Origin of the sequence: Streptomyces xinghaiensis S187, from assembly GCF_000220705.2 — a bacterium.
Lineage (GTDB): Bacteria > Actinomycetota > Actinomycetes > Streptomycetales > Streptomycetaceae > Streptomyces > Streptomyces xinghaiensis.
This window is the reverse complement of record NZ_CP023202.1, coordinates 3,493,955-3,506,108: the sequence shown is the minus strand read 5'-3', so window position 1 is coordinate 3,506,108 and position 12,154 is coordinate 3,493,955. Positions and strand designations below refer to the sequence as shown.

Below are 12,154 nucleotides of genomic sequence, written 5' to 3'. Positions count from 1 at the left end.
TCCCGGTCAGCGGCCGTCGGGCAGCATCATGTTCACCGCCCAGGAGACGACGGAGATGATCAGGCCGCCGAGCACGGCGGTCCAGAAGCCCTCGACGTGGAAGGGGAGATCGACCAGATCCGCGAGCCAGGAGGTCAGCATCAGCATCAGCGCGTTCACGACCAGCGTGAACAGCCCCAGGGTGAGGACGAAGAGGGGCAGCGACAACAACTGCACCACCGGCTTCACCACGATGTTGACCACGCCGAAGATCAGCGCGACCAGGAACAGCGCCAGCGTCTTGCCGCCCGTGCTGTCCCCGGTGAGCGTGATGTCCTGGAGCAGCCAGATGGCCACGGCCAGAGCGGCCGCGTTGGCGAGTGTCTTGACTACGAAATTCGTCATGGTGTGATCGTCCCAGACGGAACCGGCTGAGCCGAGGGGTGAATCGAGGGGTGGACATGAAGGTCTTCCGGCTGGACGAACTGGACGCGGAACGCGCCGCGAACGAGGGCGCGTATCTGCAGTTCCTGCGTGAGCGGAACATGTCGGCGGGGCTGTACGCGCTCGACGCGGGGTCGACCGACCCGCAGCAGCCGCACCGGCAGGACGAGATCTACGTCGTCATCACCGGCCGGGCCTCGATCACGGTTGGCACCGAGACCACCACGGTGGCCCGCGGCAGCGTCGTGTACGTACCGGCCGGGGTGCCGCACAGGTTCCACCACATCAGCGAGGACCTCCGGGTCATGGTGGTCTTCTCTCCCCCGGAGAGCTGACCCACCGCCTCCGGCCCCGTAGGGGACGGGTCAGGGAAGGACGGGGGCAGCGGCACCTCCGCCGCGCTCCCGGCGCGTCTAGCATCGGAAGCAGCCGGAGATCCCGGCTCGACGATCGGGAAGCAGGGGAACGACAGTGGCGGTCAAGGAGATCTTCGAAGGTCTGCCGTGGTGGGTGAAGTGGGTCGCCGTTCCGGTCCTGGCACTCATCGTGTTCGGCGGCCTGCTCATGAACGTGGTCGGCTTCATCATCGGACTGCTGTTCAAGGTTCTGGTGTTCGTCGCCCTGGTGGCCGGTCTGGTCTACGTCGTCCGGAAGTTCGGCACCGCCTCACGGGACGGGTCCTCGCGCGGCGACTGGTGAAGTCCGCCGGTGCCCGCCGGTGCCGTGTCCGCCGGCCGGCCGGATGCCCGTGTCCGGCCCGCGTCCGAGCCCCGGCCCGCCGGCCGGGGCTCGGCGCCGTCGCGCTCATCCCGTCGTCTTTCTCCGTCCCGACGCCATGGCGGTCAGCAACTCCTTGCGCCGAAACGGCTACGCTGCGCACTGGGCGGACTTCCCTGTGGCCCCGCCCGCACCTGAAACACCTGCACCACCACTCCTAGCGGTCCCGCCGGAGCGTTGAGCACCACGGCGCCGGGAGGACCGAGGAGGCTCCAGGACAGGCCACCCGAGCGACACGGGGCAGTGGACCATGCGCGACACGATTCAGGCAGAGCTGATGATGAGCTTCCTCGTCTCCGAGGAGCTCTCCTTCCGCATTCCGGTGGAGCTGGAGTACGAACCGGCCGACCCCTTCGCGGTCCGCTTCACCTTCCATCTGCCGGGCGACGCACCGGTGACCTGGGCATTCGCCCGCGATCTGCTGCTGGACGGGCTGAGCGCGCCCACCGGTGACGGTGACGTGCACATCGCTCCCGTCACCCCCGGCGTGCTCTCCGACGTCTTCATCCGGCTCCAGGTCGGCGAGGACCGCGCCACCTTCCGGGCGGGCGCGGCCCCGCTGGTGGCCTTCCTCGACCGGACCGACCGCATCGTCCCCATGGGACAGGAGCAGTCCGCCGGGGACTTCGACGACCGTCTGGCGGAGACACTCGACCGCATCCTCGCCCAGGCCCGCAACGCGGGCTGAATTCGCGGGCCGCGCGGACGGCGGCGGGCGCGGCCGGCCACCGGCCCGGCACACCCGGCGCCTTCGCCCGCGCGGTCAAGGCTTGCGGCGGCGCCCGCGCCCCCGCCCGCCTTCCGCGCGCCGCGGCTGCCCCGTCTCAGTCCCCGCATCCGGCGCCGGGACGGCCACCGCCGGCCGGTCCGCCGAGACGACGATCGCCGCGAGGCCGGTGGTGACCGGCACCGAGGCGATCAGCCCGATGCTGCCCACCAGCGTCCGGACGATCTCCTCGGCCACGACCTCGCTCAGCGCGACCGTGCCGACGCTGCTCCGCGCGATGGAGAACAGCAGCAGCAGCGGCAGGGCGGCACCCGCGTAGGCCAGCACCAGGGTGTTGACCACCGACGCGATGTGGTCGCGCCCGATCCGGATGCCCGCCCGGTACAGCCGCCGCGCCGACATCGTCGGATCCGCCTGCTTCAGCTCCCACACCGCCGAGGTCTGGGTGACCGTCACATCGTCGAGCACGCCCAGCGAACCGATGATGACGCCGGCCAGCAGCAGACCGCTCATCTCGATGTCCGGGTAGAGGCCGTGGATGAGCCCGGTCTCGTCGGAGGTGTTGCCCGTCAGCCTCGCCCAGTCGATGAAGACGGACCCCAGCACACCGATCAGCAGCAGGGAGATCAGCGTGCCCACGACGGCCACGGAGGTACGGGCCGTCAGCCCGTGGCAGAGGTAGAGCGCGGCCAGCATGATGGCGCTGCTGCCGATCACAGCGACGAGCAGGGGATTCTCCCCCTGCAGGATCGCGGGGAGGATGAAGAGCGTCAGCACCCCGAAGCTGACGACCAGGGAGACCAGCGCGAACAGACCGCGCAGCCTTCCCACCGCCACCACGGCGAGCGCGAAGAGCCCGGCGAGCAGCGAGATCGGGAGCTCGCGGTCCACGTCCGTCACCGAGTACTGCAGTTCCCGGGGCGCGTCCGGCGCGTACGCCACGACCACGCCCTGACCCTCGCTCAGCCGGCGGGTGGAGTCCGGCTGGACGATTTCCGTGAACTCGCGTCCCTTGTCGTCGCCGGTGGTGACGCGCACGGTCGCCTTCTCGCAGATGTCGCCGCCGGTTTCCCCCGGTGTGCCGGGCGTCTCCGGCTGCTCCTCGCCGGGCGGCTGTCCGCCTCCCGCGTTCACGTCGGAGCACTTCACCTTCTCGATGCCGACGACTTCGCCCTGCTCCATCTGCCGGTCCATGCCGACCCCGCTCGGCTCGTGCCCCGGTGTGCCGCCGGGCCAGAGCACCAGCAGCCCGACGGCGACGGCCGCGGCGAACGGGATCAGCACCGCGGCGATGATCTTGCGTAGTCTCCGCGACACGGGGGCCGCGGGGCCGTGGGCGTGTGTGTGCGCGTGGCTTTCGGGGATCGAGGTCACCGCCAGATCATCGCAAGAAGAGGGGCCCTCTGGTCATGAACACCGGGGCGGCGTTAGCGTGGGGGCTGCCTTTGCACACGCGGGAGCTCGGAGCACCGGGCTGAGAGGGCGCTGACCTCCGTACACGGAGCGGCCGGGACCGGCCGTACCGTCGCGGAAGCCGCTGCGCCGACCGCCGAACCTGGTACCGGGTAATGCCGGCGTAGGGAGTAGGTCACATGACCGTTCAGGATGCGCACACGTCTGCCCGGGAACCCGGCGGGAACGGGAACGGGCCGATCGGATGGCACAAGGACCATCTGACCGGCTCACGCCCGGACTTGCGGGTTCCGGTACGACGGGTGCACCTCACCAACGGCCGCGACGTCACGCTGTACGACACGTCCGGCCCGTACACCGACCCCACTGTCGACACCGATGTCCGGCGCGGCCTGGCGCCGCTCCGGGAGGGCTGGATCACCGGCCGCGGCGATACCGAGGAGTACGACGGGCGGCCGCCGCGCCCCGAGGACGACGGCCTCAGGGCCACCGGCCCCGGCGGCGGGCTGCGGAATCTCGACGCCGTCTTCCCCGGCGGGCCGCGGCGCCCCCGCCGCAGCCGGGACGGCTCCCCCGTCACGCAGCTCGCCTACGCGCGACGCGGCGAGATCACCGCCGAGATGGAGTACGTCGCGCTCCGGGAGAACGTCTCCCCGGAGACCGTCCGCGAGGAGATCGCCGCGGGGCGTGCGGTGCTGCCGGCCAACGTCAACCACCCCGAGACCGAACCGATGATCATCGGCAAGCGGTTCCTGGTGAAGGTCAACGCCAACATCGGCAACTCGGCCGTCACCTCCTCCATCGAGGAGGAGGTCGAGAAGATGACCTGGGCCACCCGTTGGGGCGCCGATACGGTCATGGACCTGTCCACCGGCCGCAACATCCACACGACCCGCGAGTGGGTGCTGCGCAACTCCCCCGTCCCCATCGGCACCGTCCCGCTCTACCAGGCCCTGGAGAAGGTGGACGGCCGTGCCGAGGAGCTGACCTGGGACATCTACAAGGACACCGTCATCGAACAGGCCGAGCAGGGCGTGGACTACATGACGGTCCACGCCGGGGTCCTGCTCCGCTACGTCCCCCTGACGGCCCGCCGGAAGACCGGCATCGTCTCGCGCGGCGGCTCCATCATGGCCGCCTGGTGCCTGGCCCACCACAAGGAGAGCTTCCTCTACGAGAACTTCGAGGAGCTCTGCGAGATCCTCGCGGCCTATGACGTCACGTTCTCGCTGGGTGACGGGCTGCGCCCCGGCTCGGTCGCGGACGCCAACGACGAGGCGCAGTTCGCCGAACTGCGCACCCTGGGCGAGCTGAACACCGTCGCCAAGGCCCACGGCGTGCAGACGATGATCGAGGGCCCGGGCCATGTCCCGATGCACAAGATCAAGGAGAACATCGACCTCCAGCAGGAGATCTGCGAGGAGGCGCCGTTCTACACGCTGGGCCCGCTGACCACCGATGTGGCGCCCGGCTACGACCACATCACCTCGGGCATAGGGGCGGCGATGATCGCCTGGTGGGGGACGGCGATGCTCTGCTACGTCACCCCCAAGGAGCACCTGGGGCTGCCCGACCGCGACGACGTGAAGACCGGTGTCATCACGTACAAGATCGCGGCGCATGCGGCGGATCTGGCGAAGGGGCATCCGGGAGCCCAGGAGTGGGACGACGCGCTCTCCGACGCGCGCTTCGAGTTCCGCTGGGAGGACCAGTTCAACCTGGCGCTCGACCCGGACACGGCACGGGCCTTCCACGATGAGACCCTCCCGGCCGAACCGGCGAAGACGGCCCACTTCTGCTCGATGTGCGGGCCGAAGTTCTGTTCGATGAAGATCTCCCAGGACATCCGCCGGCGGCACGGCGGGGAGATGGAGGAGATCGAGGCCGGTATGGCGGAGAAATCCCGGGAGTTCGCGGCGGCGGGCAACCGGGTCTATCTGCCGGTCACCGACTGACCGAGCCGGATCCCCTTCCCGCCCGCCCTGTCCGTCCCGTCCGCCCGGTGCCAACGCGCTTCCGGGCGGCGGGACGGACGGACGGCCGGCGGCCGGGAGCGGCGGCTACTCCGGCTGGTGCTCCGGGCCGCCGTAGTCCGGGCTGGAGAAGCCGGGGCTGTTGAAGCTGGGGCGCGTGCTGCCCCGCCCCGGGTCGTCGCCCGTGGCCGGGCTGCTGAATCCCGGCTTGCTGTAACCGAGTTGGGGCGTGCGGGCCTCCGGTGCCCCGGCCGGGCCCGGGGCGCCGCCGTACGGGCTTCCGGTGGCCTGCCCGGCCGCCGGCGGCTCCTCCAGGACCTCCCGCAGGAACGGCACGATGCCGCGGTCGAGCAGGGCTTGCCGCCAGGCCTCCCGGGCCCGGGCCAGATCGCTCGTCCGGTCCTCGTCGGCCGAGGCCCGCAGGGAGCCGGCGCCGTCGCGCCGCGCGGTGAACAGCAGGCCGAACATCGCGATGACGATGCCCGCGGCAGTCAGCGCGAGGAAGATCCAGCCGGCCGTGATGATCGGTTCCGCCATCGGCTGCTCGGGGCTGACCAGATGGAGCAGATAGCCGATCAGCAGGAAGATCGCCGCCGCGGCGCCCGCCAGTACCGGAGCCAGCACGGCGAAGACCGCGAGGAGTCCGGCACCGGAGCTCTCGGCCACCTCGCCGACGGCTCCGGCGAAGCCCGCTCCGTTCCCGCCCCTGCCGTCCTTCCCGCTCACTGCCGGGGCCCCGCCCCGGCCGTCGTCCTGCGGCGGAACGCGGCGCGACTCGTCGCGGAGCTCGGTGTACAGCCGGTACTCGGCCGCGGCGCGGGACGCGATCTCCGGGGCCGCGTCCAGGGCTCTGGTGCGCAGCTGCTCGGCGTTGAGCCGCCGGCCGACGGCGCCGAGCTCCGGGCGCCGGTGCGCATGGCGCAGAACCTGGTCGAGGACTCGCGCGAAGTCGGGGCGGTCCTCGGGAAGCAGATGCGGTGCGCTGTTCATGTGCATCCCCCGATGCTCCGTAGGCCCTGGCACGCCGATTCTCACCGGGCGGAAGGGCGGAAACGGAGGAGAGCCTGCTGCGGATAAGCCGATGGTAGGGCGCCCACGGCACGCGGTGACAGGGTGTTGCCGGAAATTGACCCGACCGTGGACCTGACTACCTGCCCCCGCGGCGGACCGCGTAATCCTCAGCCCGGCAGCGGGAGTTGCGCGACCAGCATCTTTCCGGCCATGGTGACGCCGCCGTCCATGGCGATGGCCAGTCCGTCGGCGTAGACGTGCGGGCCGTCGACGACGGGCGCGCCGCCGTCCTCGCCGTCCTCACTGCCCACCTGGCCGGTGAGATACGGGATCGGGCTGTGACCGTGGACGACGCGCCGGCCGCCGTACGTCCCGAGCAGCTCGCGGACGGCCTCGGCGCCGCCCTGGTCGCGGAAGGCGAAGCGCTTGGTGAACTTGCGGAACAGGTCCCAGCACTCCTCGGCGTCGGCGCGCTGAAGGGCTTCGGTCACCGCGTCGTTGACGGCCTCGATCGAATCGCCGTAGTCGAGGTAGGCCGTGGTGTCCGAGTGGACGAGCAGGTGGCCGTCCTCCTCGGCCATCGCGTCGAGCCGGGACATCCACTGCACATGATGGTCCTGCAGCCGGTCCATGTCGCTGCGCTGCCCGCCGTTGAGCAGCCACGCGGCGTGGAAGGACGCGGTTCCCGCGCCGGAGGACACCGGGGTGTCGCCGAAGCGCTTGGCGCCGATGAGCAGCAGCTCGTGATTGCCCATCAGGGCCTTGCAGTAGCCGCCGGCCGCGGCGGCCTCGGCGGAGAGCCGCATGACGAGGTCGATGACCCCGATGCCGTCCGGGCCGCGGTCGGTGAAGTCGCCGAGGAACCACAGGCGGGCGTTGCCGGCGGCCCAGCGGTCCTGGGAGTCGATCAGCCCCTGGGCGAGCAGGGCGGCCCGCAGCTCGTCGAGGTAGCCGTGGACGTCGCCGACGACGTACAGCGGGCCGGGGCCGTCCGCGGGAATGGTGGCGCCCGCCTCGGGTTCGGGCACCGGTGGCATGAGGGGCACCGTCGGCACGTCCGGGGTGGGCACGCGGCCGACCACCGGGAGGTTCCGTTCGGTGGGGGTGTAGCCCTCGTCGGCCGCGTACGGCGGAACCGCAGCGTTCACGGGCACCACCGGCATGACCATCATGCCCCGCACCGCGGGTCCCTGACCGGCCCCCTGGATCATCGACCCCTCCACCATCGCGCCGCCGTGCACCGGTCGGACCTGCCCCGCCGCTGCGGGCGGAGGCACTCGCCCCACCTCAGAGTGGGGAGGCCCCTCGTGGTCAAGGGATCCGCGGTGTCGTGCGCCCATCATAGGAATGCCGCTCGTGGGTTGTGACGCACCAGGGAGCCGGCAATCACCGCGATGGCGTGAGCGCCGGGAGTTTGTGCCGGATTGCCCTGGTGGTCGCGGTGGTTGTGGTGACCGCACTTCCCGGTGGCAGCGCCGGGCCCGCCGGTCCCGCCGGCCGTCGGGACGGCCGGGTGCCCTCCGCGTCAGGCCGGTTCGGCGGGTGACCGGGGCGGGTTGACGGTCGCGCGCGAGGTCCGTGGCTGGGAGGAGGTGCGCACGATCAGCTCCGTCGGTATCACCTGCTCCACCGGCCGCCCCTCGTCCAGGCCCTCGATGGCGTCGATCAGCAGTTGGACGACCGCGGTGCCGATGCGGCGCGGCTTGAGGGAGAGGGTGGTGACGGGCGGCTCGGTGCTGGCGTAGACGGTGGACTCGCTGCAGCAGACCAGCAGCAGGTCCTCCGGGACCCGCAGGCCGTAGCGGCGGGCGGCGGCGAGGAGATCCGTGCCGTTGGGGTCGAAGAGGCCGTAGACGGCGTCCGGCCGGTCGGGGCGGGCCAGCAGCCGGTCGGCGGCCACCGCTCCGGCGCGCGGGTCGTGGGCGGGGTACTTCTCGTAGACCGGGTCCTGTCCGGCCCGTTCGCACCAGGAGAGATAGGCGGTGGTGGAGAGCCGGGTGTAGGTGTCCGTGGTGGTTCCGGTGAGCAGGCCGATCCGGCGGGCGCCGGCGTCGGCGAGATGGTCGAGCAGACCGAGGACGGCGGCCTCGTGGTCGTTGTCGACCCAGGCGGTGACGGGTACGGAGCCGGCGGGCCGGCCGTCGGAGACGACGGGGATGCGCTGCCGGGCGAGCTCGGTGACGACCGGGTCGTGGTCGGAGGGGTCGATGACGACCGTGCCGTCGAGGGCGACGTTGGACCAGACGTCGTGACGGGAGGTCGCGGGGAGGATGACGAGCGCGTAGCCGCGGGCCAGCGCGGCGGAGGTGGCGGCGCGGGCCATCTCGGCGAAGTAGGCGAACTCGGTGAAGGTGAAGGGCTCGTCACCGTAGGTGGTCACGGTCAGTCCGATCAGGCCGGATCTGCCGGTGCGGAGGGTGCGGGCGGCGGCGGACGGCCGGTATCCGAGCCGCTCGGCCACTTCCCGGACATGGCGTCGGGTGGCGTCGGGGAGCCGGCCCTTGCCGTTGAGGGCGTCGGAGACAGTCGTGATCGAGACACCGGCGGCGGCGGCCACGTCCCGGATGCCCGCCCGCCCCAGCCGACGGCTGGTCGACCGGCTCACCTGGTGCTTCTCTGCTGCTGTCATGGCCAGCCGATACTAGGGCGACTGGGCTCCGGCCGAGGGGGTCGGCGATGAACCGTCAAGAGTCACGTTTCTGCAAGATCGAATCTATCAACCGTCTTTATATCAAAGGCCGTTGAGCGGTTCCCTCGCTCTCGTTTGGGACAAGATGTGCTGTTGTCCAGTGAACGATGTTTGGTGTGAAGCGGTCTCAAGTCACCTGGAAGAGTGACGCGCGCCAGGGCGCGGGCCACCGGCGTGCGCCGCGGGCAAGCGCGCGCCTCCGGTTTGCCCGGCCCATTGCCCGGCGCGGCAATCCTCATAAGGTAAGCAGCATTGATGGCGGCGGGACGGTCGAGGAGGACGGCGATGCACACTGATTCCCGGGGGGACTCCCCCGAGACCCCGGTGATTCCCAGGCTGCGCGGTGTGCTGGAGAGCATTCCGACGTACAAGCCGGGCAAGCCGGCCACGGCGGGGGACGGGCCGGTCACGTACAAGCTCTCCTCCAACGAGAACCCGTATCCCCCGCTGCCGGGGGTCATGGAGAGCGTTCTCGGCGCGGCGGGGAGTTTCAACCGCTACCCGGACATGGCCTGCAGCGGGCTGATGGCCGAACTGGCCGAGCGCTTCGACGTGCCGGCCACCCATCTCGCGACCGGTACCGGCTCGGTGGGGGTCGCCCAGCAGCTGATCCAGGCGACGGCGGGTCCGGGCGACGAGGTCGTGTACGCCTGGCGGTCCTTCGAGGCGTACCCGATCATCACGCGGATCTCGGGAGCCGCCTCGGTGCAGGTGCCGCTGACCGGCGGGGAGACCCACGACCTGGACGCCATGGCGGACGCCGTGACCGACCGGACCCGGCTCGTCTTCGTCTGCAATCCGAACAACCCGACCGGCACGGTGGTCCGCCGCCCGGAACTGGAGCGTTTCCTGGACCGGGTGCCGTCGGACGTCCTGGTCGTGCTGGACGAGGCGTACCGCGAGTTCATCCGGGACGCGGAGGTGCCGGACGGGATCGAGCTCTACCGGGACCGGCCGAACGTCTGCGTGCTGCGCACCTTCTCCAAGGCCTATGGGCTGGCGGGGCTGCGGGTCGGCTTCGCCGTGGCGCACGAGCCGGTGGCGGCGGCGCTGCGGAAGACCGCGGTGCCCTTCGGGGTGAGCCAGCTGGCGCAGGACGCGGCGGTGGCCTCGCTGCGCAGCGAGGAGGCGCTGCTGGAGCGGGTGGAGGCGCTGGTGGGTGAGCGGGCGCGGGTGTCCGCGGCGCTGACGGAGCAGGGCTGGACGGTTCCCGGGTCGCAGGCGAACTTCGTCTGGCTGCGGCTGGGGGAGCGGACGGCCGAGTTCGCGGCGGCGTGCGAGCGGGCCGGTGTGGTCGTGCGGCCGTTCCCCGGCGAGGGGGTGCGGATCACCATCGGCGAGACCGAGGCGAACGATCTTCTGCTGGGCGCCGCGGAGGCTTTCCGCAAGGAGCTGTGAACAGCGCCGACCAGCTTCGTCAAGATGCCGGTGGGGGTATAAAAACCGCAGGTAGGGGGGTGTGCCGCAGGGCACACCCCCTGGTTGTGTCGGGGCGGAAAGGGTGCGCCATACTAGTGCTTGTGAATGTGAACGCTTTCACAAGCACCAGCCTGTCTGTCTCCTCGCGGATGGAGGCAACGGGACATCTGCCGCATCGAATCACCGCGATGTGAAGGAGAGGAACCGTGGACATAGCCTTGGCGCCCGAGACGCTGGCGCGATGGCAGTTCGGCATCACCACCGTCTACCACTTTCTCTTCGTACCGCTGACGATCTCTCTCGCCTCCCTGGTGGCAGGCCTCGAGACCGCCTGGGTGCGGACGGGCAAGGAAAAGTACCTCCGGGCGACCAAGTTCTGGGGCAGGCTCTTCCTGATCAATATCGCCATGGGCGTCGTCACCGGCATCGTGCAGGAGTTCCAGTTCGGTATGAACTGGTCCGACTACTCCCGCTTCGTCGGTGACATCTTCGGAGCCCCGCTGGCCTTCGAGGCGCTGATCGCCTTCTTCTTCGAGTCCACCTTCATCGGCCTGTGGATCTTCGGCTGGGACAAGCTGCCCAAGAAGATCCACGCCGCCTGCATGTGGATGGTCGCCATCGGGACCGTGCTCTCCGCCTACTTCATCCTGGCCGCCAACTCCTGGATGCAGCACCCCGTCGGCTACCGGATCAACGAGGAATCCGGGCGCGCCGAACTCACCGACTTCCTGGCCGTGCTCACCCAGGACACGACGGTCGTCGTCGTCTTCCACACCCTCACCGCGGCCTTCCTGGCCGGCGGCGCCTTCATGGTGGGCATCGCCGCCGTCCACCTCCGCCGCGGCAGGCACCTCCCGGAAATGCGGACGTCGCTCCGGCTCGGCCTGGTCACCCTCGTGGTCGGCGGCCTGCTGACCGCCGTCAGCGGCGACCGGCTCAGCAAGGTGATGTACGAGCAGCAGCCCATGAAGATGGCCTCGGCGGAGGCGCTGTGGGACACCGAGGCGCCGGCGCCCTTCTCCGTCTTCGCCTACGGCGATGTCGACGAGGGCCACAACAAGGTCGCCATCGAGATCCCCGGGCTCCTCTCCTTCCTGGCCCACAGCGATCTGGAGACCGAGGTCCCGGGCATCAACGATGTGAACGAGGACCTGCGGGAGCAGTACGGGCCCGGCGACTACCGGCCCAACATCCCGGTCGCCTACTGGGGCTTCCGCTGGATGATCGGCTTCGGCATGGTCTCCTTCGCCATCGGCGTGGTGGGCCTCTACCTCACCCGCAACAAGCTGTGGCTGGCGCCCCGGCTCCGTACCACCGAGGACGAGAAGCCGCGCCTGGCCCTCACCCGGGAGAGGGAACTCGGCGCCGTGCTCACCGGCTGGTACTGGAAGCTGGCCGTGCTCACCATCGGCTTCCCGCTGCTCGCCAGCTCCTGGGGCTGGATCTTCACCGAGATGGCCCGCCAGCCGTGGGTGGTCTACGGCGTGCTGCGCACCGAGGACGCCGTCTCCCCCGGCGTGACCCAGGGCGAGGTGCTGCTGTCGATGAGCGTCTTCACCCTGCTCTACGCGATTCTCGCGGTGATCGAGGTCAAGCTCCTCGTCAAGTACGTCAAGGCCGGGCCGCCGGAGCTCACGGAGGCCGACCTCAACCCGCCCACCAAGATCGGCGGCGACGACGACGACGCCGACGCCGACCGGCCCATGGCCTTCTCGTACTGAG

General features: G+C 70.5%; 11 protein-coding genes. 6 read left to right on the top strand and 5 right to left on the bottom strand.

Annotation, left to right across the window (positions count from 1 at the left end; all coding sequences use genetic code 11):
- Positions 1 to 6 precede the first annotated feature (6 nt).
- On the bottom strand, positions 7 to 384 hold the full coding sequence (locus tag SXIN_RS15025) for a phage holin family protein (protein ID WP_019707405.1): 378 nt from the start codon (positions 382 to 384) through the stop codon (positions 7 to 9).
- Between the two features lie 56 nt (positions 385 to 440).
- On the opposite strand from SXIN_RS15025, the gene SXIN_RS15020 reads away from it, so the two are divergent.
- From SXIN_RS15020 to SXIN_RS15010, 3 genes are all read left to right on the top strand, one after another.
- The gene (locus SXIN_RS15020; protein ID WP_019707406.1) at positions 441 to 758 is read left to right on the top strand and encodes a cupin domain-containing protein; all 318 of its coding nucleotides are present in this window, start codon (positions 441 to 443) and stop codon (positions 756 to 758) included.
- A 136-nt stretch (positions 759 to 894) separates the two neighbouring features.
- A complete protein-coding gene (locus SXIN_RS15015; RefSeq protein ID WP_019707407.1) occupies positions 895 to 1,122 on the top strand; it encodes a DUF5326 family protein in 228 nt (75 codons plus the stop codon).
- A gap of 328 nt (positions 1,123 to 1,450) precedes the next feature.
- On the top strand, positions 1,451 to 1,888 hold the full coding sequence (locus tag SXIN_RS15010; protein WP_095757097.1) for an SsgA family sporulation/cell division regulator: 438 nt from the start codon (positions 1,451 to 1,453) through the stop codon (positions 1,886 to 1,888).
- Positions 1,889 to 1,963: 75 nt separating this feature from the next.
- Here SXIN_RS15010 and SXIN_RS15005 read toward each other — a convergent pair whose 3' ends face one another.
- Positions 1,964 to 3,301 (bottom strand): YibE/F family protein, encoded by a 1,338-nt coding sequence (locus SXIN_RS15005; protein WP_238153767.1) that lies wholly within the window; start codon positions 3,299 to 3,301, stop codon positions 1,964 to 1,966.
- A 218-nt stretch (positions 3,302 to 3,519) separates the two neighbouring features.
- On the opposite strand from SXIN_RS15005, the gene thiC reads away from it, so the two are divergent.
- Positions 3,520 to 5,295 carry a phosphomethylpyrimidine synthase ThiC gene (thiC, locus tag SXIN_RS15000; protein WP_019707409.1) on the top strand — a complete coding sequence of 592 codons (1,776 nt, stop codon included), beginning with the start codon at positions 3,520 to 3,522 and terminating at the stop codon, positions 5,293 to 5,295.
- Between the two features lie 105 nt (positions 5,296 to 5,400).
- Here thiC and SXIN_RS14995 read toward each other — a convergent pair whose 3' ends face one another.
- From SXIN_RS14995 to SXIN_RS14985, 3 genes are all read right to left on the bottom strand, one after another.
- Positions 5,401 to 6,309 carry a hypothetical protein gene (locus tag SXIN_RS14995; RefSeq protein WP_019707410.1) on the bottom strand — a complete coding sequence of 303 codons (909 nt, stop codon included), beginning with the start codon at positions 6,307 to 6,309 and terminating at the stop codon, positions 5,401 to 5,403.
- 182 nt (positions 6,310 to 6,491) lie between these two features.
- Positions 6,492 to 7,550, bottom strand: a complete 1,059-nt coding sequence (locus SXIN_RS14990; protein WP_039820366.1) for a metallophosphoesterase — start codon at positions 7,548 to 7,550, stop codon at positions 6,492 to 6,494.
- Between the two features lie 299 nt (positions 7,551 to 7,849).
- Entirely contained in the window at positions 7,850 to 8,953 is a 1,104-nt protein-coding gene (locus SXIN_RS14985; protein WP_039820350.1) for a LacI family DNA-binding transcriptional regulator, read from the bottom strand.
- A gap of 345 nt (positions 8,954 to 9,298) precedes the next feature.
- On the opposite strand from SXIN_RS14985, the gene hisC reads away from it, so the two are divergent.
- Together hisC and SXIN_RS14975 are read left to right on the top strand one after the other, a co-directional pair.
- Positions 9,299 to 10,411, top strand: a complete 1,113-nt coding sequence (hisC, locus tag SXIN_RS14980) for a histidinol-phosphate transaminase (protein WP_019707413.1) — start codon at positions 9,299 to 9,301, stop codon at positions 10,409 to 10,411.
- Between the two features lie 227 nt (positions 10,412 to 10,638).
- Positions 10,639 to 12,153, top strand: a complete 1,515-nt coding sequence (locus SXIN_RS14975; RefSeq protein WP_039820351.1) for a cytochrome ubiquinol oxidase subunit I — start codon at positions 10,639 to 10,641, stop codon at positions 12,151 to 12,153.
- The last annotated feature ends 1 nt before the right edge of the window (position 12,154 follow it).